Below are 24,502 nucleotides of genomic sequence, written 5' to 3'. Positions count from 1 at the left end.
GTCGCCGCCAGGCGCAGCCCGGGCAACCTGGCCAGGTTACCCGATGACAGGCCGGGACGCCCAACCGGCCCGGTCGGGACCGGCCCAGCGTACCCGGGGGCGCCGACGGGCCGCGCCGGCCCGGGTACGCCGGACACGCCGGCCGGAGGCGGCCGGACCCGGCGCGTGTCGGTGCGCGCCAGTAGGCTTCCCGACGTGCTGGAGACCCTCGACGCCGCCGCGGTGCGCCGCTGGTGCGCGAGCGGGCTGGCCGCACTCCAGCAGCACCAGGGCGAGATCGACGACCTCAACGTCTACCCGGTCCCCGACGGCGACACGGGCACCAACCTGGTGCTCACCCTCACCTCGGCCCAGCAGGCCCTCGCCATGGACCTGGAGACCCTGCCCGAGGACGGGCACACCCCGCACGGGCACGCCCTGCGGCTGATGGCCCGGGGCGCGCTGCTCGGGGCGCGGGGCAACTCCGGCGTGATCCTCTCGCAGATCCTGCGCGGCTTCGCCGACGCGCTCGCCGCCGCTCCGGCGGTCCGCGGCCGGCAACTCGCCGCGGCGCTGGCCGACGCCGCCACGGCCGCCTACGCCGCGGTCGCCCACCCGGTCGAGGGCACCCTGCTCACCGTGGTCGCCGCCGCCGCCCGCGCCGCCGAGCAGGCGGACACCGACGACCTGCGGGCGGTGACCCGGGCGGCGGCCGGCGGGGCGGCCCGCGCGCTGGCGCGCACCCCCGAGCAGTTGCCCGCGCTGGCCCGGGCCGGCGTGGTCGACGCGGGCGGGCGCGGCCTCTGCCTGCTGCTCGACGCGCTGGTCGAGGTGGTCACCGGGGAGAGCCCGGCGCGGCCGGCGCCGGCGCCGCCCGCGGTCCGCCCGCCGGCCACCGCGGTCCGGGAGACCGGCTCCCCGGCGTACGCCTACGAGGTGCAGTACCTGCTCGACGCCACCGACGAGGCCGTCGCCCGGCTGCGCGGCGAGCTGGACGGCCTCGGCGACTCCCTGGTGATCGTGGGTGACGGCGGCACGTGGAACGTGCACGTGCACGTCAACGACGTCGGGGCGGCCGTCGAGGCGGGCGTGGTGGCCGGCCGTCCGCACCGGATCACGGTGACCCGGTTCGCCGACCAGGTGGCCCCGGCCGCGCCCCTGCCGACGCCGCTGCCCGACGGCCGGGCCGCCGTGGTGGTGGCCACCGGCGCCGGCATCGCCGAGCTGTTCGCCGCCGAGGGCGCCACCGTGGTGCCGGCCAACCCGTCCACCGGCGAGCTGCTCGACGCGATCCGGGCCACCGGGGCGGCCCGGGTGGTGGTGCTGCCCAACGACCCCAACACCCAGTCGGTGGCGAGCGCGGCCGCCCGGGAGGCGCACCGGCTCGGGGTGAAGGTGAGCGTGGTGCCCACCCGGTCCCCCGTGCAGGCCCTCGCCGCCCTCGCCGTGCGGGACCCGAAGCGGCGCTTCGAGGACGACGTCATCGCCATGGCCGAGGCCGCCGGCGCCTGCCGCTACGCCGAGGTCTGCCACGCGAGCAGGGAGGCGCTCACGGTGGCCGGGCCGTGCCGGCCGGGCGACGTGCTGGCGCTGGTCGAGGGGGAGGTGCACCTCATCGGCGCCGACCTCCTCGACACCTGCACGGCCATGGTCGACCGGATGCTGGGCGGCGGTGGCGAGCTGGTCACCCTGCTCTGCGGGGCGGACGCCCCGGCCGGGCTGGCCGACCGCGTACGCGAGCACGTCGAGCGGTCCTGGCCGTTCGTCGAGGTGCAGGCGTACGAGGGCGGGCAGCCGCACTATCCGCTCCTCGTGGGGGTCGAATGACGAGCGAACCGGCCACCGTGGACACGCCGCTGAAGAAGCTGGTCGGTGAGCGCACCGCCAAGGCCCTGGCGAGCCACCTCGACCTGCACACCGCCGGCGACCTGATCTACCACTTCCCGCGCCGCTACGACGAGCGCGGCGAGCACACCGACATCCGCTCGCTGGACGTGGGGGAGCAGGTCACCGTGCTGGCCCAGGTGCAGCGCACCGCGGTCCGGCCGATGCGGCAGCGCCGGGGAAACCTGCTGGAGGTCACCGTCGGCGACGGTTCCGGCGGGGTGCTCACCCTGACCTTCTTCGGCAACCAGGCGTGGCGGGAACGGGAGCTGCGCCCCGGCCGCTGGGGGCTGTTCGCCGGCAAGGTCACCGAGTTCCGGGGCAAGCGGCAGCTCAACGGCCCGGAGTACGTGCTGCTCGGCGAGGGCGGCGACGGCGAGGCGGCGGCCAACGAGGAGGTCGAGGAGTTCGCCGGGGCGCTGATCCCGGTCTACCCGGCCGCGGCGGCCGTGCCGACCTGGGTGATCGCCCGCTGCGTCCGGGTGGTGCTGGACACCTTCACCCCGCCCGACGACCCGCTGCCCGCCACCGTGCGAGCCAGCCGGAACCTGGTCGGCATCGGCGCCGCGCTGCGCGAGATCCACCGGCCGTCCAGCAAGGAGGAGCTGTACAAAGCGCGCCGCCGGCTCAAGTGGGACGAGGCGTTCGCCGTGCAGCTCACCCTGGTGCAGCGCAAGCACCGGGCGGCGGCCTGGCCCGCGAAGGCGCGGCCCGCGAAGCCGGGCGGGTTGCTGGACGCGTTCGACGCCCGACTGCCCTACGAGCTGACCTCCGGCCAGCAGGCCGTCGGCCGGGAGATCGCCGCCGACCTGGCCACCGCGCACCCGATGCACCGCCTGCTCCAGGGCGAGGTGGGCAGCGGCAAGACCGTCGTGGCGTTGCGGGCCATGCTCCAGGTGGTCGACGCCGGCGGGCAGGCCGCGCTGCTCGCCCCGACCGAGGTGCTCGCCGCCCAGCACCACCGGGGCATGCTCGACCTGCTCGGCCCGCTCGCGCAGGCGGGCGAGCTGGGCGCCGCCGACGACGCCACCCGGGTGGAGCTGGTCACCGGCTCGCTGGGCGCGGCGGCCCGGCGGCGGGCGCTCGCCGAGGTGGCCGAGGGGCGCGCCGGCATCGTGCTGGGCACCCACGCCCTGCTCTACGAGGGGGTCGACTTCCACGACCTGGGGCTCGTGGTGGTCGACGAGCAGCACCGGTTCGGCGTGGAGCAGCGGGACGCGCTGCGGGCCAAGGCCGACCAGCCGCCGCACGTGCTCGTCATGACCGCCACCCCGATCCCGCGCACGGTCGCCATGACCGTCTACGGCGACCTGGAGACGTCCACGCTGTCCCAGCTGCCGCAGGGCCGCTCGCCGATCGCCTCGCACGTGGTGCCGGCCGCCGAGAAGCCGGCCTTCCTCGACCGGGCCTGGCGCCGGCTCCGCGAGGAGGTCGGCAAGGGGCACCAGGCGTACGTGGTGTGCCCGCGGATCGGGGAGGGGCCGGCCTCGGACGAGGAGGCCCCTCGCGAGGACGACAACGGCCGCCGGCCCCCGCTGGCGGTGACCGAGGTGGCTCCGCTGCTCGCCGAGGGGCCGCTGCACGGGTTGCGGATCGGGGTGCTGCACGGGCGGCTGCCGGCCGACGAGAAGGACGCCGTGATGCGCTCCTTCGCCGCCGGTGACCTGGACGTGCTGGTGGCCACCACGGTGGTCGAGGTGGGCGTGAACGTGCCCAACGCCACCGTGATGATCGTGCTGGACGCCGACCGGTTCGGCGTCTCCCAGCTGCACCAGCTCCGCGGCCGGGTGGGCCGGGGCTCCGCCGCCGGCCTCTGCCTGCTGGTCACCGAGGCGATGGAGGGTTCCCCGGCCCGGGAACGGCTGGACGCGGTCGCCTCCACCACGGACGGGTTCAAGCTCGCCGAGCTGGACCTGGAGCAGCGCCGGGAGGGCGACGTGCTGGGCGCCACCCAGTCCGGCCGCCGGTCGCACCTGCGGCTGCTGTCGCTGCTGCGCGACACCGAGCTCATCCGGGACGCCCGCGCGGAGGCGATCGCCCTGGTCGAGGAGGACCCGGAGCTGGCCCGCCACCCGGCGCTGGCCGCCTCGGTCGCCGCCCTGGTCGACGAGGAGCGCGCCGAATACCTGGAGAAGGGCTGATCCGGCGCCCCCACCGGCCGGCCGGCCGGGCCTAGGCTCGGGCGATGCCGACCCCATCCCTCGACCGCGGTGTGCTCCTGCTGGCGCGGGGCGACGATCTCCTGGTGGAGCGGGTCACCGGCTCTGCCGGCGCCGGATCGCCCTGCACCCCCGCGACCCGGTTCCAGATCGCCTCGATCAGCAAGCAGATGGCCGCCGTCGCGGTGCTGCTCCTCGCCGATCGGGGCGCGCTGCGCCTGGACGATCCGATCAACCGCTGGCTGCCGGACCCGCCGGCGGCCTGGTCCGGGATCACCCCGCACCACCTGCTCACCCACACCTCCGGCCTGGGCCATTGGGAGGAATACCCGATGATCGACCTGGCCGGGCCGGCCGAGCCGGACAAGCTGCTGGCGGTCTTCGCCGGCGTGCCGCCGCTGTTCGCCCCCGGTGCCGGCTGGCACTACAGCAGCCCCGGCTACGTCCTGCTGGCCCGGGCCGTCGAACGCGCTTCCGGCCGCCCGTACGCCGAGTTCCTCGCCGAGGAGGTCTTCGCGCCGCTCGGCATGACGGGCAGCTTCGCGGGCGACGCCGCCGGGCGGGACGACGTGGCGACGGGGCACGAGGGCGGCCGGCCGGTGCCGTCCTGGAACCTGGACACGGTGAGCATGGGCGCCGGGGACGTCTGGTGCACGGGTGCCGACCTGCTCACCTGGCTGGACGTGCCACGCCGGGGCCGGCTGCTCGGGCCCGCTGCGGTGGCCGCCATGATCACCCCGCACGCGCCGACCGGCCGCCCCGGCGAGGCGTACGGCTACGGCTGGTTCGTCGGCCCGCTGGGCGGGGAGCGGGCGATCCACCACTCCGGGGACAACGGCGGCCACAAGGCGTTGGCGGCCTGGTTCCCCGATTCGGACCGCCGCCTGGTGGTGCTGACCAACCAGGCCGAGATCGACCGCGCGCTGCTGATGGCGGAGCTGGAATGAGTCGAGGGCGCGCCGGCCGGGGTGGTCGGCGCGCCCTCGGGCAGGCTCACGTCAGGCGGTGAAGCGGATCCGTCGCCGTCGGGTCACCACGAAGAGCACCGCGCCGGCGGCCACCAGGGCACCGGCCACGGCCGCCATGACGCCGGCGGCCGCGCCGGTCACGGGCAGGGCCGGGCCGTCCTGGTCACCGCCGCCGCCACCGGGCGCGCAGTCGGCCGGCTTCTTCCAGGCGATCGGCGAGCTGTCATCCAGGCCCTCGGCCTTCGGGGTGACCGTCAGGCCCTCGTGCGCCCCGAACTTCGCGGTCCCGGTCTCGCCCGGCTTCACGACGAGGGTCTGCGCCTCGCCCTTGTTGGGGGTGAGGGTCACCTTGACGACCACGCCGTCCTTCGGGTTCTCCACCTGGAAGATCAGCTCGTCGCAGGTCGACCGGTAGCTGCCGGTCGGCTCGCCCGGCTTGACGCAGTCCTCGGCCGCGGCCGGCTCGTCGTCGAAGAGCGGCTTCTGCTGGCTCGCCTCGGTCACCCTGATCTTCCCGGCGTTCCTGGCGGGCACGGTGATCGTCTCGTCCTTGCCCGGCCCGACGGTCGCGGCCTTGGTGAAGCCGTCAGTGCCGGTGACGGTGAAGTCGGCGTCTCTCGTGGCCTCCGGTCCGTTCGCGAGCTTCACGGCGACGTCGCCGGTGCAGTCGGCGGTCACCGTGGCCTTGGGGTTCGGCCGGGCCGGCGGCGGGGTGACCACCTTGTCGCAGCTCTCACTGAACCTGATGGACGCGCTCTTGTCGCTGTCCTCCTGGTACTCGTTGTCCCACTGCGCCCGGACGGTCAGCGACGCCTCGGCGACATCACCGCTGAGGCGGGCGGTGCCGACCACGGGTTGCGAGACCTGGTACGGGTACGAGTCGTCGGTCGTGGCCTGGATGCCGTCCACGGTGAACGGGGCGGTGGCCGTGGCGGTCCGGCTGGTGCCGTCGACCTTGGTCAGCCGGTAGGTGTCCACTCCCTGCGGCGCGTAGGTGCGCACGGTCCAGGTGGTCACCCACTCGCCGGCGGCGGTGTCGCACTCCGCGGTGACCTTGATTTCGCTGTGGTGGGCGCTGGCGGGGGCGGCCAGCGTGGCGACGCCGGTGAGGCCGAGCAGCGCGCCGGCGACAACGGCCACGGCACGCCGGAGGTTCAGACGGTTCACGTCTACTCCTGGTGAGGGGAATCGGAGGAGTGTGCCGGGCGGACCGGAGCCGCGGGCCCGACAACCGGGCAGACCCTAGCGAAATCGACAGCGTGGGCGTTACGGCGATCGACGGTGTGTAAACGGACTGTTATCTATTTGAGATCATTGATGTACGGCAGGTGATCGGCCGTCGCGCCGGGTGGTCCGCCCGGCCCGGTCCCGCGGTCGCGTAGCGTCTGGGGCATGAGGGGGAGCAGGCGGTGACCCGGATCGTGGCCGGGGCGCTCGGTGGCCGGCGGATCGCCGCGCCGCCCGGCGCCGGCACCCGGCCGACCTCGGACCGGGTCCGCGAGGCGCTGTTCAGCGCAGTGCAGGCCGAGCTGGATCTCGACGGGGCCCGCGTCGCCGACCTCTACGCCGGCTCCGGCGCGGTCGGGCTGGAGGCGCTGTCCCGGGGCGCCGCCCACGTGCTGCTCGTCGAGTCCGACCCCCGGGCCGCCCGGGTGATCCGGGAGAACATCGCCGCGCTCCGGGCCGCGCCGGCCGCCCGCCTGGTCACCGGCAAGGTCGCCACCGTGCTCGCCGCCGGTCCCGAGGGCGGGCCGTATGACGTGGTCTTCGCCGACCCGCCCTACGCCGTACCCGGCGAGGAGATCACCGCGATGCTGGCCGCGCTGGTCGGCGGCGGCTGGCTGGCCCCGGACGCCGTGGTGGTCGTCGAGCGGTCCAGCCGCAGCGGCCAGGTCGAGTGGGTGGAGGGCATCACTGCCGGGCGCAGCCGCCGCTACGGCGAGACCACCCTTTGGTACGGTCGCCGATCATGAGACGTGCGGTCTGTCCCGGCTCGTTCGATCCGGTCACCAACGGACACCTCGACATCATCGGCCGGGCCAGTCGGCTCTTCGACGAGGTGATCGTCGGCGTGCTGGTCAACCAGTCGAAGCAGGGGCTGTTCACGGTCGAGGAGCGGATCGACATGCTCCGCGAGGTGACGTCCTCGTACGACAACGTGCGGGTCGAGTCGTTCCGCGGCCTGCTGGTCGACTTCTGCCGCGCCCAGCAGGCGAGCGTGCTGATCAAGGGCCTCCGCGCGGTCAGCGACTTCGACTACGAGCTCCAGATGGCCCAGATGAACATCGGCCTGGCCGGCGTGGAGACGCTCTTCATGCCGACCAACCCGCTCTACTCCTTCCTCTCCTCCAGCCTGGTCAAGGACGTGGCCAAGTGGGGCGGCGACATCTCTGCCCACGTCCCCGACGTGGTCCGCGAGGAGCTGGTGGCCCGCCTCCGCCGCTGACCGGCCCGCCGGCCCTGCCCGGCGACGCGCCGGGTAGGGGTGCAGCGGCGCGGCTGGAGCGCGCGTTACATGATGTGTGCAGCGCCGAACCCGGGCGCAGGCCGCATCATGAAGGTCGGCCGACGAACGACAGGAGTGAGGTACCGGTGGACCCGCTCGATCGCATCGACGAACTGATCGCCATGGTGGAGCAGGCCCGCTCCGTGCCGATGTCCCGCAACAACTGCATGGTCGACCGGGGCGAAATGATCGCCGCCCTGGACGAGCTGCGCGTGGAGCTTCCCGCCGACCTGCGCCGGGCCGCCGCGCTGCTGGAGGAGCGGGACAAGATCATGGAGGCCGGCAAGCGCGAGGCCGACCGGATCATCAGCGAGGGTGAGGCGGAGCACGCCCGCCTCGTCTCGGTGAACGAGATCACCGTGTCCGCCGAGCACGAGGGCGCCCGGATCATCGCCGAGGCCCGGGCGGAGGCGCAGCGCCTGCGCGAGGAGGTCGACGACTACGTCGACACCGCCCTGGCCAACTTCGAGCAGTTCCTCACCCGGGCGCTCGCCTCGATAGAGCGCGGCCGGGACAAGATGCACGCGCTGCGGGAGATCGGCACCTTCGCCGGCGACGAGGCGGACCGCCCGCTGCCCTTCTGAGCGCCGCCGGCGGCGGTCGGCGACCGCGCTACGCTTGCCAGCGGCACGCGGGCCGGTGGCCGACAGCCGGCACCCGACGGGCCAGGGACGACGCCCCGGTTCGACGGTCCGCCGGTCGTCCAGGTAACCTTCTTTGTCGGCCTCTCACCGGCCGGAGTCTAACTATGCCCAAACACACGCCAAGCCAACTCGACCCCAGGTCGCCGCTGGTCCTCGACACGAGGGACCTGCCGCGTCGGCCTGGCGCGTTGCGTACGCATCGGCGCGTCGTGCCGGCACCGGCGGACCTCGGCGTGGAGTTGATCACTGTGCCGGAGGGCGCGGACCTCGACCTCGACCTGAGGTTGGAGTCGGTGTCCGAGGGCGTGCTCGTCTCCGGGACCGTCACCGGTCCCGTCAAGGGCGAGTGCGGCCGCTGCCTGCGCGAGATCGACGACTCGGTGGCCGTGACGATCCAGGAGCTGTACGCGTACGAGAACAGCACCACGGACGACACGACCGACGAGGACGAGGTGGGCCGGATGCAGGGCGATCTGATCGACCTGGAGCCGGCGCTGCGGGACGCGGTGGTGCTCGCACTGCCGACCAACCCGCTCTGCCGGGAGGACTGCCCAGGGTTGTGCCCCGAGTGCGGGGTGCACTGGGACGATCTGCCGGCCGACCACAGTCACCAGCAGATCGACCCGCGTTGGGCGGGCCTGTCGCAACTGACCCGTACAGAGGAGTAAGAACCGTGGCCGTCCCCAAGCGCAAGATGTCGCGCAGCAACACCCGCGCCCGCCGGGCGAACTGGAAGGCCACGGCGGTCGCGACCGTGCCTTGCCCGCAGTGCAAGTCGGCCAAGCTGCCGCACGCCGCCTGCTCCGTCTGCGGCACCTACAACGGCCGTCAGGTCCTCGAGGTCTGACGCGCCGAGTGACGTCCCCGACCACCGGTCGGGTGGCGCACGCACCAAGGCTCTCGCCCGGTGCCCCGGCTCCCTCCACCGCCGGCCGTTCCCCGGCCGGCGCGCCGACGGAGCCGGGCACCGCGCGGATCGCCGTCGACCTCCTCGGCGGGGACGATGCTCCCGCCGTCGTGGTTGACGGCGCTCTGCGGGCCGTGCGTACCGACCCTGACCTGCACCTGCTGCTCGTCGGACCGACCGAGGTCGCCGACGGGCTGATCGGTGCGCTCGACCCGGAGCAGCGCAGCCGGGTCACCGTCCGCCCGGTGCGGACCGCCGTCGGCATGGCCGACCATCCCACCGCCGCCCGCGGGGAGAGCACCGTCCGCGCGGCCGTGCACGCCGTCCGCGACGGGATCGCCGACGCGCTCGTCTCCGCCGGTTCGACCGGCGCCACCGTCACCGCCGCCGCGCTCGGTCTCGGCCGCTGGGCCGGCGTACGCCGGCCCGCCCTGGTCGCCACCCTGCCCGCCGTCGAAGGGCCGGTGGTGCTGCTGGACGTCGGCGGCACACTCGAACCCGGCCCCGCCACCCTGGCCCGGCACGCCGTGCTCGGCGCCGCCTACGCGGCCGTGGCGCACGCCGTCGTGGCGCCCCGGGTCGGGCTGCTCTCCGTCGGCGTCGAGGCGGGCAAGGGCGACCGCCTGCGCCGCTCCGCCGACCCCGCCCTCGCCGCCGTGCCGCTGCCCTGCGGCGCCCGCTACGTCGGCCTCGTCGAGGGGTACGACGTCTCCCTCGGCGCCCGCGCCGACGTGGTGGTGACCGACGGCTTCACCGGCAACGTGCTGCTCAAGGCCATCGAGGGCGCGTACGCCATGGCCGGTGGCCCCCCGGCGAGCGGCGGCGCGCCCCGCGCGGCGGCCCTGCTCGGGGTGGCCGGCACCGTGGTGGTCTGCCACGGCGCGGCCCGGCCCGACGACGTCGCCTCCGGCATCGCCCTCGCCGCCCACCTGTGGCGCCGGGGCGCCACCGACACCGTCTCGACCCTGCTCGACGACGTCCCGCAGCATCCCGCACCTGACCGTAACGACACCGAGGTAGCGCCATGACCAACGACAAGCGGCGGCGTGCTCCCGTCGGCCACCTGGAGGCGGCCTTCGGGGTGTCGCTCGACCCGGAACTGCTGGAGCGCGCACTGACCCACCGCTCCTACGCGTACGAGAACGGTGGCCTGCCCACCAACGAGCGGCTGGAGTTCCTCGGCGACTCGGTCCTCGGCGTGGTGATCACCACGGCGCTCTTCCACAACCACCCGGACCTGCCCGAGGGGCAGCTCGCCAAGCTGCGGGCCAGCGTGGTCAACATGCGGGCCCTCGCGGACGTGGCGCGTGGCCTCGGCCCGGACGGACTGGGCGCGTACCTGCTGCTGGGCAAGGGCGAGGAGGCCACCGGCGGCCGGGACAAGGCCAGCATCCTGGCCGACACCCTGGAGGCGCTGCTCGGCGCGATCTACCTCCAGTACGGCCTGGACACCGCGGCCATCGTGATCCACCGGCTGTTCGACCCGCTGATGGCCGAGTCGGCCGGCCGGGGCGCGGCCCTGGACTGGAAGACCAGCCTCCAGGAGCTGACCGCCGCGCTGGGGCTGGGTGTTCCCGAGTACCGGATCGAGGGCACCGGCCCGGACCACCTCAAGACCTTCACGGCCTGGGTGGTGGTGGCCGGCAACCGGTACGGCGGCGCGGAGGGACGCAGCAAGAAGGAGGCCGAGCAGCGGGCCGCCGAGTCGGCCTGGCGGATGCTGACCGAGCAGGCCGAGGCGGAGGCCGCCGCGAAGACCGCCGCCGACGGGGTGGAGCCGGCCGGGGACCCCGCCGAGACCGGCGCCGGCCGTGCCTGAGCTGCCCGAGGTCGAGACCGTCCGGCAGGGGCTGGCCCAGTGGGTCATCGGCCGGCGGATCAGCGCCGTCGAGGTGCGTCATCCCCGGGCGGTCCGCCGGCACGAGCCGGGCGGCGAGCACTTCGCCGACGTGCTGACCGGCCGGACGATCACCGACGTCCGGCGGCGGGGCAAGTACCTGTGGCTGCCGCTGGACAGCGGGGACGCCCTCATCGGCCACCTCGGCATGTCCGGCCAGCTGCTGCTCCAGCCGGTCGGCGCGGCCGACGAGCTGCACCTGCGGGTCCGGTTCCGGTTCGCCGACGACGGCCCGGAGCTGCGGTTCGTCGACCAGCGGACGTTCGGCGGGCTGTCGGTCTCCGAGGGCGGGGCCGAGCTGCCGGCCGAGATCGCGCACATCGCCCGGGACCCCATGGACCCCGAGTTCTCCGACGCCGCCTTCGTGGCCGCGCTGCGCAAGCGGCGGACCGAGGTGAAGCGGGCGCTGCTCGACCAGACGCTGATCTCCGGCGTCGGCAACATCTACGCCGACGAGGCGCTCTGGCGGGCGAAGCTGCACGGCGCCCGGCCGACCGACGCGCTGACCGGCCCGGCGGCCGGCCGGCTGCTCGGCCACGTCCGGGACGTGCTCGGCGAGGCGATCAAGCAGGGCGGCACCAGCTTCGACGAGCTGTACGTGAACGTCAACGGCGAGAGCGGCTACTTCGACCGGTCGCTGAACGCGTACGGCCGGGAGGGTGAGCCCTGCCCCCGGTGCGGTACGCCGATCCGGCGCGAGGCGTTCATGAACCGTTCGTCCTACAGTTGCCCGCGCTGCCAGCCCCGCCCCCGGGGCGGTCTTCGGGGATGACCCCGAGCGGGCTCGGGGTTGCGCCGGTGTGCCGCACCGGACGCCGCCCGGCGGGTCCCCCGGTCGTACCCTGAAAAGTCCTTTCTGTCCGGATGGTCGACCCGATTCCGGCCGCCCGGCCGGAGCCGGCCGGATGGGGGACGAGCGGGGGCCGTTCCCCGATGTCCGGGCCCGCCCCACTCCCTAGCGTCAGCAGACGTCGGCACTGGGCCGACGTCTGGAGGGGGATCCCAGGTATGGGCAGGCGACCGGTGACCGTGCGGCTGGCACGGTGGAGTGCGGAGCATCCGTGGCGGGCCATCGCGCTCTGGGTGGTGTTCGTGGCGGTGTGCTTCGTGGGCGGCAACGCCGCCGGCCTGAACGAGGCGACCGACGACGACCAGGCGATCGGCGAGTTCGGGCGGGCGCAGTTGATCGTCGACAGTGGCGGCTTCCACGAGCCGGCCATCGAGAACGTGCTGATCACTCCCCGCGCGGGCACGCTGGACCAGGCCGCCGCGAAGGCCGCCGCCGCCGACGCGACGGCCCGGCTGCGGCAGGTCGAGGGTGTGACCTCGGTGGGCGCGCCGTTGCCGTCTCGGGGCGGCAACGCGGTGCTGGTGCCGATCACCATGTCGGGCGACCCGGAGACCGCCGCGGACCGGGTGCAGCCGCTGCGCGACACCACCGCGAAGGTCCAGGAGGCGCACCCGGCGCTGCGCGTCGAGCAGGTCGGCGGCCCGTCGATCGGCAAGGCCCTGGACGACACCCTCGGCAAGGACTTCAAGCGGGCGGAGCTGCTCAGCCTGCCGGTCACCCTGGCCATCCTGATCATCGCGTTCGGCGCGCTGATCGCGGCCGGCGTGCCGGTGCTGCTCGCGCTCTCCTCGGTGGCCGCGGCCATGGGGCTCTCCACCCTCGCCTCGCACCTGGTGCCGGCCACCGACACCACGGCCAGCGTGATCCTGCTGATCGGCATGGCGGTCGGCGTGGACTACTCGCTCTTCTACGTCCGGCGGGAACGCGAGGAACGGGCCAAGGGCCGCTCCGGGCTCGACGCCGTGGAGATCGCGGCGGAGACCTCCGGGCACGCCGTGGTGGTCTCCGGCACCGCCGTGATCATCTCGATGGCCGGGCTGCTGCTCGCCCAGGACGCCATCTTCTCGTCGCTGGCCGTCGGCTCGATCCTGGTGGTCGCGGTCGCGGTGATCGGCTCGCTGACCGTGCTGCCGGCGCTCCTGGCCAAGCTGGGCCGCTGGGTCGACCGGCCCCGCGTGCCGCTGCTGTGGCGGCTCACCGCCCCGCGCGCCGGGCGGCACGGCCAGCCCGCCCGGCCCCGGTTCTGGCCGGCCGTGCTGAAGCCCGCGCTGCGCGCCCCGCTGGCCACCCTGGTGGTCTCGGTCGGGCTGCTGCTCGCCCTGGCCGCCCCGGCGCTGGGCATGAAGCTGAAGTTCCCCGGCATGGAGGACGTGCCGCGCACCACGGCGGCCATGCAGGCGTACGACCGCCTCACCGCGGCCTTCCCGAGCAACGGCACCAGCCACACCGTGGCGGTGAAGGCCCCGGCCGAGCAGGCCGACCGGGTGAAGGCCGCGCTGACCGGGCTGGCCGACCGGGCCGGCGCCGACCCGCTCTTCGCGCCGGCCGAGGGGGACGGCCCGAAGATCAAGGTGTCGGCGGACCGGCGGGTGTCGGTGCTGGAGGTGGCCACGCCGTACGCCAGCCGCACCGACGAGGCGTCCCGGTCCCTGCACGAGCTGCGCCAGGACCTCGTGCCGGCCGCGCTGAAGGGCATCCCCGGCGTCGAGTACGCGGTCGGCGGCGGCGTGGCGGCCAGCGAGGACTACGCGGACCACATCTGGGCGAAGCTGCCCCTGGTGGCGGCCTTCGTGCTGGCGCTGACCTTCCTCGTGATGGCCTGGACGTTCCGGTCGGTGGTGGTCGCGCTCACCTCGATCGTGCTGAACCTGCTCTCCGCCGGGGCCGCGTACGGCCTGCTCGTGCTGGTCTTCCAGGGCAGCTGGGCGGAAGGGCTGCTCGGCTTCACCTCGATGGACGCGATCGTCACCTGGCTGCCGATGTTCCTGTTCGTGGTGCTGTTCGGGCTCTCCATGGACTACCACGTCTTCGTGGTCAGCCGGATCCGCGAGGGGATCCGCCAGGGGATGTCGAACAAGGACGCGGTGGCGTACGGGATCACCTCCTCGGCGGGCGTGGTGACCAGCGCGGCGATCGTCATGGTCGGGGTCTTCTCGATCTTCGCGACGCTGAGCACCATCGACTTCAAGCAGCTCGGCATCGGCCTGGCCGCGGCCATCCTGCTCGACGCCACGATCATCCGGGCGGTGGTGCTGCCCTCGCTCATGACCCTGCTGGGCGACGCGAACTGGTGGGCGCCGCGGTTCCTGCGCGGCCGGGCGGCGACCCCGCCGGCCGAGCCGCCCGCGCCGGCACCGGAGCTGGTCGGCGCGCGCTGACCGGGGGCACGGGGGAGGGCGGGCCGGTCGGTCCGCCCTTCCCCGTGTGACGGGGGCGTCACCGCAGGATTAACGGCCGCGACGCCGGGGCATCTGGGCCGCCATGGACGAACAGCTCACGCCGGCGGCCCGTCGCGCCCCGGCCCTCGCAGCCCTCCGGAGCGCGTCATGAGCACCGACGTGCGGACCGGCACCGTACGGACCAACGTCCCGGCCCGCCTGGACCGGCTGCCGTGGTCCCGCTGGCACTGGATGATCGTGATCGGCCTCGGCACGGTGTGGATCCTCGACGGCCTCGAGGTGACCATCGTCGGCAACCTGTCCGGCAAGCTCGCCGAGCCGGGCAGCGGCCTGAGCATGACCCAGAGCCAGGTCACCGGCCTGGCCGCCGCGCTCTACGTGGCGGGCGCCTGCACGGGCGCGCTCTTCTTCGGCTGGCTCACCGACCGGTTCGGGCGCAAGAAGCTGTTCCTGCTGACCCTCGGGCTCTACCTGGTGGCCACCGCGTTGACCGCCTTGTCCTTCGACACCTGGTGGTTCTTCCTGTTCCGGTTCCTCACCGGCATGGGCATCGGCGGCGAGTACGCGGCCATCAACTCGGCCATCGACGAGCTGATCCCGGCACGGCACCGCGGCCGCATCGACATCATCATCAACGGCACCTTCTGGCTCGGCGCGGCGCTCGGCGCCCTGCTGACCGTGCCGCTGCTCAACGGCCTGCCGACCAACCTCGGCTGGCGGGTCGCGTTCGGCCTGGGCGCGGTGCTCGGCGTGGTGATCCTGCTGGTCCGCCGGCACGTCCCGGAGAGCCCACGCTGGTTGTTCATCCACGGCCGCGCCGACGAGGCGAACCATCTCGTCGACTCGGTCGAGGCCGAGGTGAAGCGGGAGACCGGCAAGGACCTCGCCGAGGCGGACGACTACATCGAGATCAAGCAGCGGAAGAGCACCAACTTCCTGGAGATCGCGAAGACGCTGTTCGCCCGCTACCCGAAGCGCGCCACGCTGGGCTTCTCGCTCTTCATCGGGCAGGCGTTCCTCTACAACGCGATCACCTTCGGCTTCGCCCAGATCCTCCAGACGTTCTTCGACGTCCCGCCGGGCAACAGCGGCTACTACTTCGCGGTGATCGCGGTCGGCAACCTGCTCGGCCCGCTGCTGCTGGGCCGGCTCTTCGACACCGTCGGCCGGGTGCCGATGATCGCCGGCTCGTACATCGGCTCGGGCGTCCTGCTGCTCGGCACCGCCTGGCTGTTCCACTCGGGCGTGCTCAACGCGGTGACCATGACCGCCTGCTGGTGCGCGGTGCTCTTCTTCGCCTCCGCCGGCGCCAGCGCCGCGTACCTGACGGTCAGCGAGATCTTCCCCATGGAGACCCGGGCCATGGCCATCGCGTTCTTCTACGCGATCGGCACCGCCGCCGGTGGCATCACCGGCCCGCTGCTCTTCGCCAAGCTGGTCGGCACCGGCAAGGTCGGCGACACCGTGGTCGCCTTCGTCATCGGCGCCGCCGTGATGATCATCGGTGGCCTCGTGGAGCTGACCCTCGGCGTCAAGGCCGAGGGCAAGTCCCTGGAGGAACTGGCCACCCCGCTCAGCGCCGAACACGCCGGCATCCCGTCCCAGCGCGGCGCCGGCACCCCGGCCCCGGTCACCGGCGGCGCCCCGGGCTGACCTCCGCCGCCCCCCCGGCACCGCCCCCGCCCGTCCAGGCCGGGGGCGGTGCCGCTTCTCCAGGGGTACGCGCCCCGCGTCGCCTTGCTTCGCGCTCACTCGCCGGTTGGGCGCGCGACCGGCCCGAAGTCGTCGGCGCTGGGCGCGGCCAGGACACGGTGCAGGTTGTGGTCGGCGTGGATCTCGGCGGTGTGCCGCCACTCGGTGACCAACTGCGACACCGGCGACGTGTTGCCCACGGCGGCGGCCTCCGCTGTGGCAACGATTTCGTCGGCCATTTGATTGGCATCCACCGGAGGGAGGAACCGCACCCAGGGCAGCACGGTGGGCAGTGCCTCGCGCACCAGTCCCGGGTTCCGACGCGCCAGGCTCGCCAACAGAATCTCGGTACTCACCTCGTCATCCTGCCGCACAGCACGAGATGGTCGGCGGATGCGCGCTGTCCGGCATCAGGCCGGTGTGTCGTCCTCGGTGGGGCGGGGCTGGCGGTACTCCTTGATCCAGCGCTCGATGTCGTCGGCCAGCCACACCTTCATGCCGCGCAGTTCCTGGTACGGCTTCGGGAAGGTGGGATACCTGGCGAGCTGTTGGAACCGCTGCCGCGACACGCCCAGGCGCTGGGCGATCTCGTAGGGCCCCATGAGCTGCCCCGGCCCTCGGTCCATGGCATGAACGTAGGTAGATGGCCGCTAGTCTATTGGATATTGCTAGTTGACTAACCGGTTGGCTGACCGGCATCGTGGTCGTATGCCGCGAACGACCTGCACCGTCCATGACTGATCACGGGCCCGTCCAGCCGATCTGGACCTGCGCGGGGGGTGCAGCCTGCCCTGGCCCTGTCCCATGCGCCGCCGGCGGCTGCTCGCGGAGTACGAGGGCGCCCCGGTGTCCCTCGCCCTCTACATGGCCGCGCACCTGGTGTCCGCCACTCAGGACATGGGCTGGGCTCCGGCCGGCCTGCTCCATCGTCGCTTCCTCGGCTGGTTGCCGTGAGCGTGGTCAAGCCGGGCGACGAGAAGTTCCACTATTCCGACAACTCGCACAGGTGGATCCCGCCGGATGCGGACTTCCCGCAGGAGGTGTGGGACGAGATGGTCAGGCAGCACAAGGAGAGGCACCTGCGACCACGGCAGCGGCCACGCGTCGCACGTCGTTCGATCTGACCGGGATCCCTACGGCAGCGTGCAGGGTTCGCGCCAGGCGTCGAGTTTGCGGTCCTTGAGGATGGAGGCGAAGCCGTAGCCGACCGTGGTGACGCAGAAGTCGGCCGGGTCGCCGGTGAACTCGACGTGGAAGACCGGCTTGTGCGCGTCGGTGAAGGGGAGCAGCTTGTCGCACCCGCCCCGGCGGACGCACTCCTGGTTGACCGCGAAGTCGAAGTCGGGGGCCAGCGCGGCCACCTGCGGCAGGGCGTCGACGAGCCCGGGGGAGAGTTCCAGCCGACGGGCCAGCGCGGCCAGCCGCCGGTTGAACAGCAGTTGGTCGTCGAAGGTGAGCGGGAAGCCGGAGCGGTGCAGGTAGCCGTCGGCGTCGTCGAGCGCCACCGCGCCGAAACCCTTGCCCCGGCAGAGCCGGAACTGGTCGGCCAGCACCGGCTCCAGCGAGTCCCACCGGCGGACGTCCAGCCACCGGCTGCCCGGCCGACCGGGCACCGCCGTGCCGCGTACCGCCGCCGGGAAGCGGCTCGCGTCCGGGTCGGTGGCCGCGTACGTGCCGACCCGCACCTGGCACACCAGGCGGCGGTGGCGGGCGCGCAGCGCGCCGGTCTCGCCGGAGGTGGTGCGTACCGCGTCGAGCAGGAAGACGTCGGCGTCGACGGTGACGTCCACGGGGCCGGTGAGCTGCCACTGCCACTGCCAGTGGCGGGCCTGCGCGACCGGCCACGGGGTGGGCGCCCCGGGCGGGACGATCGGCTCCCGGCAGGCTGGCACCGGGGCGAGCAGCAGCGCCGTCAGCACCACCGCAACGCCCCGGCGCGGCCCGCGTCGGCGGACGCGGACCGGCCGGGGCAGCATGGCCCACGCCGGCCGGATCCGCATGGACAGCTCCCGGGTCGCGGGCGGCACCCCGCCCCCTGCCGGTACGTCTCCGGTGGCCCCGCCGCGCCGGCCACCGGGCCGGCGCCGCTCAGGCGTCCCCGGCGTACCTCACCCGGTCAACGAGCGCGGCCCCGGTCACGACGCGCCGCTCAGCGCGGCGTGCCGAAGTCCTGCGTCCAGTACGGCCCGTTGCTCCGCGCCACGCCCACGCCGATCTCGGTGAACGAGCAGTTCAGGATGTTCGCCCGGTGACCGGGGGAGTTCATCCACGCGTCCATCACCGCGGCCGGGCTCTGCTGGTTCCAGGCCACGTTCTCGCCGTAGGACCGCCAGGCGTAGCCGACCCGGTCGAGCCGGTCGCCCACGTCGCTGCCGTCGCTGCCGTCGTGCGACATGGTCTTGTGGTCGGCCTGGTCCTGGCTGTGCCGCTGGGCGGCGAGCATCAGCTTGTCGTCGATGGTCAGCGCCTTGCAGCCGGCCTTGGCCCGCTCCTGGTTGACCAGGTCGACGACCTGCCGCAGCTCGGCGGTGATCCCCTTGGTCGAGGCGGTCGTGGCGCCCGTGCCGCTCGGCGCGGTGCTGCGCGGCAGCTGCCGGGACGGCGCGGTGGTCCGGCTCGGCGTCGGGGCCGGCTTCTTCGTCGGGCTGGGCTTGACGGTGGTCGGCGCGGCGCTGGGGCTGGCCGACTCCGGTGCGAGCGCGTCGGCGGCGTCCGTCTCGGCGCCGTCGGACGCCAGCGGGGCGGCGGCCACCGGGCCGTCGGCGGCGGTGGGCTCGGTCCGCTGGTCGTCGCCGGGCAGCAGCACGGCACCCACGCCGAGGCTCACCACAAGGGTCGCCGCGGCGGCGGCCCCACCGATGAGGAGGGGACGGGGCAGCCGGCGCCGCTGCCGGTGCCGGCCGGTGTCGTCCGCGGGATCGTCGGTGACCGGCTGCCAGGCGGCCGCGGGCCGCTCGTCGGCGACCGGCTGCCAGGCGGCGGTCGGCTGCTCCTCGGGCCGCCAGGCGGCGGGCTGCTCCTCAGGGCGCCACGCGGTGGTCGGCTGCTCCTCGGGGCGCCAGGCGTCGGCGCGCTGCTGCTCGGGGTGCCAGCCGGCGGCCCGCTCGTACGGCGCGCCCGGGTGGGCCGCCGGGCCGTACGCCGGCGGCTCGACGGCCGGGGAGTACCCGGTCCGGTCGGCGTCGGCGTACCGCCCGGCGTCGGCCCACCCGTGCGCGGCACCGGCGGCGGGGAGGGTGCCGGTGCGCTCCGCGGTGTGGTCGTCCCGCCACGGGGTGGCCGGTGCGTCGGCCCCCCCGGCGCCGGTGGGCGCCTCGGTCCGGTGCGGGCCGGGCTGCTCCGGCTCGTCCCCGAAGAGGTACGACGACCGCGGCTCGGGCCGGTCGGTGAGCCAGGCCGGTCCCTCGTCGGTCGGCGGCTCGGGGCGTCGGGGAACGCCATCCGGTTCGATCGGATCGGTCCAGCGGTACACGCCTGTCCCCTCCACGGGTCGGTTGCGGGCCGCAGTGACGCTACGGGCGGGCCGCGAGCTGCGGCAACGTGGCTAAGAAAGAGTTAAGGGGAACCAGACAGCAAGGGTGAGGCGTTCACACATTCCCGGGCGTACAGTAAAGGCGTCCGGACAGAGCGTGTCCGCGCCTTGTGGCAACCCCCCGACAAGTGGACCGGGCGACGTGGAGATGATCTACGGCCTGCGGGAACTTGACGAAGGAGGGGGTTTCGGCTCAATATATAGGTGTCGCCAGTCGCGCCCAGCCATGCCCGGATTTCGCGGGGATGGCAGCCGCGAACATCATGGGCGCGCGTTGGCCGGCCTTTCCGGCAGCGCATATCAAGGAGTCAGCATGGCGAAGGCCCTCTACGGCCACGTAGGTGCAGCGCCCGACCGGCGTCTGCTCGACGAGGTCACCCGACTGCGTGCCAGGGTTCAGGCACTGGAGTTCGAGATCACGCGTCTGCGCGCCGACAACGATCGGCTTGCGGCGGCTGCGGCGGAGGCTGACGACCTCCTCCGTCTGGCCGAGCCCGCGCTGACCTGATCTCCGGTTGTCGGAAAACTGAATCGCACCACACAGAAAACGCGCGCCGACACCCAGTGCCGGCGCGCAGCTTTTTGTTTTCGGGGCCGCAATTCGCGATCTTGACGGGCCTCCCGGAATTGCGTCCGGCAATTCTGATCTTGCACTTTTCCGTGGCGTACGCCACATCGCCTGAAACCGGACAGCTCCGGCACCGGGTGGGTCGCGTACCAGGCTCTCCCCGCCCGCGGGTTAGTCTGCGGGTTCACCAGGTCCGCGCAGCCGGCGACGGTACGGCGGCCACCGGACGAGGAACGAGAAGGTGCATCTCAAGAGCCTGACGGTGAAGGGCTTCAAGTCCTTCGCCTCCGCGACGACGCTGAAGCTGGAGCCCGGGATCACCTGCGTGGTCGGCCCGAACGGCTCCGGCAAGTCCAACGTCGTCGACGCCATCGCCTGGGTGCTCGGCGAGCAGGGCGCCAAGGCGCTGCGCGGCGGCAAGATGGAGGACGTCATCTTCGCCGGCACCGCGGGGCGGGCGCCGCTCGGCCGGGCCGAGGTCACCCTCACCATCGACAACACCGACGGCGCGCTGCCGATCGAGTACACCGAGGTCTCCATCACCCGCCGGATGTTCCGCTCCGGCGAGAGCGAGTACGAGATCAACGGCGACTCCTGCCGGCTGCTGGACATCCAGGAGCTGCTCTCGGACTCCGGCATCGGCCGGGAGATGCACATCATCGTCGGGCAGGGCCGGCTCGACGGCATGCTGCACGCCAAGCCGGAGGACCGGCGGGCGTTCATCGAGGAGGCGGCCGGCGTCCTCAAGCACCGCAAGCGCAAGGAGAAGGCGCTGCGGAAGCTCGACGCGATGCAGACCAACCTCAACCGGCTCACCGACCTCACGGCGGAGCTGCGCCGCCAGCTCAAGCCGCTGGGCCGGCAGGCCGAGGTGGCCCGCCGCGCCGCCGCGATCCAGGCCAACCTGCGCGACGCCCGGCTGCGGCTGCTCGCCGACGACCTGCACACCCTGCGCACCACGCTGGATCGGGAGATCGCCGACGAGACCGCGCTGCGCGAGCGGCGCGAGCAGATCGAGGGCGAGCACGGCGAGGTGCAGGCCCGCCTCGGCGAGCTGGAGGCCGCGCTGGCCGAGGACGCCCCGCTGCTCGCCGCGGCCCAGGACACCTGGTACAAGCTCTCCGCGCTCCAGGAGCGGTTCCGCTCCATCGAGCAGCTCGCCCGGGAACGGCTGCGGCACCTCAGCGCCACCGGCGACGACGAGCGCCCCGGCCGCGACCCGGACCAGCTGGAGGCCGAGTCCCGGCGGGTCCGCGAGCAGGAGGAGGAGCTGCGCGCGGCGCTCACCGAGGACCAGGTCCGGCTCGCCGAGGCGGTCGAGCACCGGCAGGAGCTGGAACGGCAGCTCGCCGCCGCCGAGCGGGAACTGGTCGCCGCGGCGAAGGCCATCGCCGACCGGCGGGAGGGACTGGCCCGGCTGACCGGCCAGGTCAACTCCGCCCGGGCCCGCACCACCAGCGCCGGCGAGGAGATCGAACGCCTCGCCGCCGCGCACACCGACGCCCTGACCCGCGCCGAGAAGGCCCAGGCCGAACTCGACGCCGTCGCCGAGCAGTCCACCGAGGCCGACCGGGACAACGCCGACCTGGACGCCCGGCACGCCGAGGCGGTCGCCGTGCACGAACAGGCCCAGGCCGCCGTGCGCAGCCTCGCCGACGCCGAGCGGGCCGCCGAGAAGGACGCCGCCACCTGGACGGCCCGCGAGGAGGCGCTCGCCCTCGGCCTGCGCCGCAAGGACGGCGCGGGCGCCCTGCTGGCGCGCGCCGACCAGGTGCCCGGCCTGCTCGGCAGCCTCTCCGGCCTGCTCACCGTGGCACCGGGCAACGAGGCGGCGCTCGCCGCCGCGCTCGGCGGGCTCGCCGACGCCGTCGCGGTCAGCGGCGTGGACGAGGCCGTCGAGGCCATGCGGCTGCTCAAGATCTCCGACGCCGGCCGGGCCGGCCTGCTGGTCGGCAGCCCCGCCGGCCCCGGCATGGCCGGCTCCGCCGACGCGCTGCGCCCGAAGCTGCCCGAGGGCGCCCGCTGGGCCCCCGACCTGGTGGAGTGCTCCGCCGAGCTGCGCCCGGCGGTGCACCGGGCGCTGCGCGACGTGGCGCTTGTCGACGACCTCGCCGCCGCGGCCGAGCTGGTCGCCGGCAACCCGGAGCTGCGCGCGGTCACCCCCGACGGCGACGTGGTGGGGGCGTACGCGGCGGCCGGCGGGTCGGCCAAGGCGCCCAGCTACATCGAGGTGCAGGCGGCCGTGGAGGAGGCGCGGGCCAACCGGGCCACCGCCGAGCGGACCAGCGCCGAGCTGCGCGAGCAACTGGTCGAGGCGCGCGCCGAGGTGGCCGCCGCCAAGGAGGCCGTGCAGCACGCCGCCGCCGCCAAGCGGGAGGCCGAGAGCCACCGCAACGCCGCCGCCCGCCGCCTCGCCGAGCTGGGCGCGGCCGCCCGGTCGGCCAAGGCGGAGACCGACCGGCTCGGCGAGTCGCGGGCCCGCGCCGAGGCGGCCCGGGAACGCGACCTCCAGGCCCTCGCCGAGCTGGAGGAGCGGCTCCGCCTCGCCGAGGCCACCCCGCTCGACGCCGAACCGTCCACCGAGGAACGCGACCAGCTCGCCGCCATGGTGCCGCAGGCCCGGCAGAACGAGATGGAGGTCCGGCTCGCCGTGCGTACCGCCGAGGAGCGGGTCTCCTCGATCGCCGGCCGCGCCGACTCCCTCGCCCGGCAGGCGACCGCCGAGCGGGCCGCGCGGGAGCGCGCCGCCGCCCGGCGCGCGGCCCGCACCCGCGGCGCGGAGATCGCCCGGGCCGTGGTCGGCGGCGCCCGCGAGGCGCTCACCCGGCTCACCGTCTCGATCGCCCGGGCCGAGGAGCACCGCGACGAGGTGGCCCGCGAGCGCGCCGCCCGGGAGGCCGAGCTGTCCGAGGTACGCGGCGCGGCCAAGCGGCTCGGCGCCGAGCTGGAGCGGCTGACCAGCCAGGTGCACCGGGACGAGGTGGCCCGCGCCGAGCAGCGGCTGCGCATCGAGCAGCTGGAGGCGAAGGCGGCCGAGGACTTCGGCCTCGACGTGGCCACCCTGATCGCCGAGTACGGCCCCGACCAGCTCGTCCCGCCCACCGACGCCGACGTCGCCGCCGCGGAGAAGGACGGCAAGCCGGTGCCCGAGCCGGTCCGCTACGAGCGGCCGGTGCAGGAGAAGCGGGCCGCCAAGGCGGAGCGGGAACTGGCCCTGCTCGGCAAGGTCAACCCCCTCGCGCTGGAGGAGTTCGCCGCGCTGGAGGAGCGCTTCAAGTTCCTCTCCGAGCAGCTGGAGGACCTCAAGGCCACCCGCCGGGACCTGCTCACCGTGGTCAAGGACGTCGACGACCGGATCCTGGAGGTCTTCGCCAGCGCGTTCGAGGACACCGCGCGGGAGTTCGAGCAGGTGTTCACCGTGCTCTTCCCCGGCGGCGAGGGGCGGCTGGTGCTCACCGACCCGGAGGACCTGCTCACCACCGGCGTCGAGGTCGAGGCCCGGCCGCCCGGCAAGAAGATCAAGCGGCTCTCCCTGCTCTCCGGCGGGGAGCGGTCGCTCACCGCGGTGGCCATGCTCGTGGCGATCTTCCGCGCGCGGCCCAGCCCGTTCTACATCATGGACGAGGTGGAGGCGGCCCTCGACGACGTCAACCTCGGCCGCCTCATCACGCTGCTGGCCCAGCTCCGGGAGAAGAGCCAGCTCATCGTGATCACGCACCAGAAGCGGACCATGGAGATCGCCGACGCGCTCTACGGCGTGACCATGCGCAGCGGGGTCACGCAGGTGATCAGCCAGCGGCTCAACCGGGCCGACGACGAGGGGCAGGGGAACAGCGAGTGAGTCGGGAACGCGCCACGGCGCTCCTGGTGGACTTCGACGGCGTGCTGCGCCGCTGGGATCCGGCGGTGGCCGCCCGGGTCGAGCGGGAGTACGGGCTGACCGAGGGCGTCCTCGGTGAGATCGCCATGTCCTGGGGGCTGCTCCAGCCGGTGCTCACCGGCAAGGTGAGCCACGCCGAGTGGATGAACAGCGTGGCCGAGGCGCTCACCCCCTCGGTCGGTGACGCGGACCGGGCCCGGGCCGCGGTGGACGCCTGGCAGCGCTACCGGGGCGAGGTCGACCCCGACGTGCTCGCCTTCATCCGGGAGGTCCGGTCGGCCGGTGTCCGGGTCGGGCTGGGCACCAACGCCACCGACGTGCTCGACGCCGACCTGGCCGCGCTGGACCTCACCGACGAACTGGACGTGGTGGTCAACTCCTCGGTGATCGGGGTGCACAAGCCGGCGAAGGAGTATTTCCAGGCGGCCTGCGAGGCGCTCGGGACCCCGCCGGCCCGGGTCCTGTTCGTCGACGACGAGGACCGGGCGGTGGCCGGCGCCCGGGTGGCCGGGCTCTCCGCGCACCGCTGGAGCGGCCCGGCGGACCTGCGCTACCTGCGGGCGGCGCTGGCGTACTGAGCCGGCCGGGTGGCGGGTTCCGGTCGACCGGGACGCCGCCACCTCGCCGTGCCGCGGAG

At 74.0% G+C, this 24,502-nt stretch carries 22 protein-coding genes; 17 read left to right on the top strand and 5 right to left on the bottom strand.

Translation table 11 applies throughout. The features are described 5' to 3' along the window. Window positions 1-195: 195 nt before the first annotated feature. The 3 genes from FXF50_RS10410 to FXF50_RS10400 are packed head-to-tail and all read left to right on the top strand — an operon-like array spanning window position 196 to window position 4,969. Complete coding sequence (locus FXF50_RS10410) at window positions 196-1,806, top strand: DAK2 domain-containing protein (RefSeq protein ID WP_148427019.1); 1,611 nt, start codon at window positions 196-198, stop codon at window positions 1,804-1,806. Then, window positions 1,803-4,004, top strand: coding sequence for an ATP-dependent DNA helicase RecG (gene recG / locus FXF50_RS10405; protein WP_148427018.1), 2,202 nt, complete (start codon window positions 1,803-1,805; stop codon window positions 4,002-4,004). Before FXF50_RS10410 ends, recG begins: the two co-directional genes overlap by 4 nt. Window positions 4,005-4,048: 44 nt before the next feature. Next, window positions 4,049-4,969, top strand: coding sequence for a serine hydrolase (locus FXF50_RS10400; RefSeq protein WP_148427017.1), 921 nt, complete (start codon window positions 4,049-4,051; stop codon window positions 4,967-4,969). 51 nt (window positions 4,970-5,020) lie between these two features. Here the strand turns inward: FXF50_RS10400 and FXF50_RS10395 are convergent, their stop codons facing one another. Continuing rightward, window positions 5,021-6,157, bottom strand: coding sequence for an LPXTG cell wall anchor domain-containing protein (locus FXF50_RS10395; RefSeq protein WP_148427016.1), 1,137 nt, complete (start codon window positions 6,155-6,157; stop codon window positions 5,021-5,023). Window positions 6,158-6,399: 242 nt separating this feature from the next. On the opposite strand from FXF50_RS10395, the gene rsmD reads away from it, so the two are divergent. The 10 genes from rsmD to FXF50_RS10345 all read left to right on the top strand — a co-directional run bounded on the left by rsmD (window position 6,400) and on the right by FXF50_RS10345 (window position 15,846). After that, a complete protein-coding gene (gene rsmD, locus FXF50_RS10390) occupies window positions 6,400-6,963 on the top strand; it encodes a 16S rRNA (guanine(966)-N(2))-methyltransferase RsmD (protein ID WP_148427015.1) in 564 nt (187 codons plus the stop codon). Continuing rightward, entirely contained in the window at window positions 6,960-7,436 is a 477-nt protein-coding gene (gene coaD, locus FXF50_RS10385) for a pantetheine-phosphate adenylyltransferase (RefSeq protein WP_091312514.1), read from the top strand. The genes rsmD and coaD overlap by 4 nt, the downstream gene beginning before the upstream one ends. 146 nt (window positions 7,437-7,582) lie before the next feature. After that, window positions 7,583-8,080, top strand: coding sequence for a hypothetical protein (locus FXF50_RS10380; protein WP_091312510.1), 498 nt, complete (start codon window positions 7,583-7,585; stop codon window positions 8,078-8,080). A gap of 164 nt (window positions 8,081-8,244) precedes the next feature. After that, window positions 8,245-8,808 (top strand): DUF177 domain-containing protein, encoded by a 564-nt coding sequence (locus FXF50_RS10375; RefSeq protein ID WP_148427014.1) that lies wholly within the window; start codon window positions 8,245-8,247, stop codon window positions 8,806-8,808. A gap of 5 nt (window positions 8,809-8,813) precedes the next feature. Then, a complete protein-coding gene (gene rpmF / locus FXF50_RS10370; RefSeq protein WP_091312500.1) occupies window positions 8,814-8,987 on the top strand; it encodes a 50S ribosomal protein L32 in 174 nt (57 codons plus the stop codon). A 128-nt stretch (window positions 8,988-9,115) separates the two neighbouring features. Then, a complete protein-coding gene (locus FXF50_RS10365; protein ID WP_255509998.1) occupies window positions 9,116-10,075 on the top strand; it encodes a phosphate acyltransferase PlsX in 960 nt (319 codons plus the stop codon). Further along, window positions 10,072-10,866, top strand: coding sequence for a ribonuclease III (gene rnc / locus FXF50_RS10360; RefSeq protein WP_148427012.1), 795 nt, complete (start codon window positions 10,072-10,074; stop codon window positions 10,864-10,866). The genes FXF50_RS10365 and rnc overlap by 4 nt, the downstream gene beginning before the upstream one ends. Continuing rightward, window positions 10,859-11,716 carry a bifunctional DNA-formamidopyrimidine glycosylase/DNA-(apurinic or apyrimidinic site) lyase gene (gene mutM / locus FXF50_RS10355; protein WP_148427011.1) on the top strand — a complete coding sequence of 286 codons (858 nt, stop codon included), beginning with the start codon at window positions 10,859-10,861 and terminating at the stop codon, window positions 11,714-11,716. Before rnc ends, mutM begins: the two co-directional genes overlap by 8 nt. 236 nt (window positions 11,717-11,952) lie before the next feature. Next, on the top strand, window positions 11,953-14,172 hold the full coding sequence (locus FXF50_RS10350; protein WP_148427010.1) for an MMPL family transporter: 2,220 nt from the start codon (window positions 11,953-11,955) through the stop codon (window positions 14,170-14,172). 168 nt (window positions 14,173-14,340) lie between these two features. Next, window positions 14,341-15,846: an MFS transporter gene (locus tag FXF50_RS10345; protein WP_148427009.1), complete on the top strand. Its 1,506-nt coding sequence runs from the start codon at window positions 14,341-14,343 to the stop codon at window positions 15,844-15,846. A gap of 95 nt (window positions 15,847-15,941) precedes the next feature. Here the strand turns inward: FXF50_RS10345 and FXF50_RS10340 are convergent, their stop codons facing one another. Both FXF50_RS10340 and FXF50_RS10335 read right to left on the bottom strand, forming a co-directional pair. Beyond that, window positions 15,942-16,241, bottom strand: a complete 300-nt coding sequence (locus FXF50_RS10340; protein WP_255509978.1) for a hypothetical protein — start codon at window positions 16,239-16,241, stop codon at window positions 15,942-15,944. A gap of 54 nt (window positions 16,242-16,295) precedes the next feature. After that, entirely contained in the window at window positions 16,296-16,511 is a 216-nt protein-coding gene (locus FXF50_RS10335) for an AlpA family transcriptional regulator (RefSeq protein ID WP_244167843.1), read from the bottom strand. Window positions 16,512-16,689: 178 nt separating this feature from the next. Between FXF50_RS10335 and FXF50_RS10330 the strand changes: the two genes are divergently transcribed. Then, on the top strand, window positions 16,690-16,839 hold the full coding sequence (locus tag FXF50_RS10330) for a hypothetical protein (RefSeq protein ID WP_255509977.1): 150 nt from the start codon (window positions 16,690-16,692) through the stop codon (window positions 16,837-16,839). Between the two features lie 179 nt (window positions 16,840-17,018). Here FXF50_RS10330 and FXF50_RS10325 read toward each other — a convergent pair whose 3' ends face one another. Both FXF50_RS10325 and FXF50_RS10320 read right to left on the bottom strand, forming a co-directional pair. Beyond that, window positions 17,019-17,912, bottom strand: coding sequence for an endo alpha-1,4 polygalactosaminidase (locus FXF50_RS10325; protein ID WP_255509976.1), 894 nt, complete (start codon window positions 17,910-17,912; stop codon window positions 17,019-17,021). Between the two features lie 122 nt (window positions 17,913-18,034). Beyond that, on the bottom strand, window positions 18,035-19,357 hold the full coding sequence (locus FXF50_RS10320; RefSeq protein WP_148427008.1) for a CAP domain-containing protein: 1,323 nt from the start codon (window positions 19,355-19,357) through the stop codon (window positions 18,035-18,037). 373 nt (window positions 19,358-19,730) lie between these two features. On the opposite strand from FXF50_RS10320, the gene FXF50_RS10315 reads away from it, so the two are divergent. The 3 genes from FXF50_RS10315 (at window position 19,731) to FXF50_RS10305 (ending at window position 24,443) form a co-directional block, all read left to right on the top strand. Next, complete coding sequence (locus FXF50_RS10315; protein WP_007456482.1) at window positions 19,731-19,925, top strand: hypothetical protein; 195 nt, start codon at window positions 19,731-19,733, stop codon at window positions 19,923-19,925. A gap of 301 nt (window positions 19,926-20,226) precedes the next feature. After that, window positions 20,227-23,826, top strand: a complete 3,600-nt coding sequence (gene smc, locus FXF50_RS10310; protein ID WP_148427007.1) for a chromosome segregation protein SMC — start codon at window positions 20,227-20,229, stop codon at window positions 23,824-23,826. After that, complete coding sequence (locus FXF50_RS10305) at window positions 23,823-24,443, top strand: HAD-IA family hydrolase (RefSeq protein ID WP_148427006.1); 621 nt, start codon at window positions 23,823-23,825, stop codon at window positions 24,441-24,443. Before smc ends, FXF50_RS10305 begins: the two co-directional genes overlap by 4 nt. Window positions 24,444-24,502 lie beyond the last annotated feature (59 nt).

It is taken from the genome of Micromonospora sp. AP08, from assembly GCF_008085935.1.
In the GTDB taxonomy this organism is placed as follows: domain Bacteria; phylum Actinomycetota; class Actinomycetes; order Mycobacteriales; family Micromonosporaceae; genus Micromonospora; species Micromonospora chersina.
This window is presented reverse-complemented; position numbering and strand designations above follow the sequence as displayed.

Bases quoted from the DNA above. Each gene is read 5' to 3' on its own strand.
- recG (WP_148427018.1), top strand. From the start codon at position 1,803: ATGACGAGCGAACCGGCCACCGTGGACACGCCGCTGAAGAAGCTGGTC.
- FXF50_RS10400 (WP_148427017.1), top strand. From the start codon at position 4,049: ATGCCGACCCCATCCCTCGACCGCGGTGTGCTCCTGCTGGCGCGGGGC.
- coaD (WP_091312514.1), top strand. From the start codon at position 6,960: ATGAGACGTGCGGTCTGTCCCGGCTCGTTCGATCCGGTCACCAACGGA.
- FXF50_RS10375 (WP_148427014.1), top strand. From the start codon at position 8,245: ATGCCCAAACACACGCCAAGCCAACTCGACCCCAGGTCGCCGCTGGTC.
- rnc (WP_148427012.1), top strand. From the start codon at position 10,072: ATGACCAACGACAAGCGGCGGCGTGCTCCCGTCGGCCACCTGGAGGCG.
- FXF50_RS10350 (WP_148427010.1), top strand. From the start codon at position 11,953: ATGGGCAGGCGACCGGTGACCGTGCGGCTGGCACGGTGGAGTGCGGAG.
- FXF50_RS10345 (WP_148427009.1), top strand. From the start codon at position 14,341: ATGAGCACCGACGTGCGGACCGGCACCGTACGGACCAACGTCCCGGCC.
- FXF50_RS10335 (WP_244167843.1), bottom strand. From the start codon at position 16,511: ATGGACCGAGGGCCGGGGCAGCTCATGGGGCCCTACGAGATCGCCCAG.
- FXF50_RS10330 (WP_255509977.1), top strand. From the start codon at position 16,690: ATGCGCCGCCGGCGGCTGCTCGCGGAGTACGAGGGCGCCCCGGTGTCC.
- FXF50_RS10315 (WP_007456482.1), top strand. From the start codon at position 19,731: ATGGCGAAGGCCCTCTACGGCCACGTAGGTGCAGCGCCCGACCGGCGT.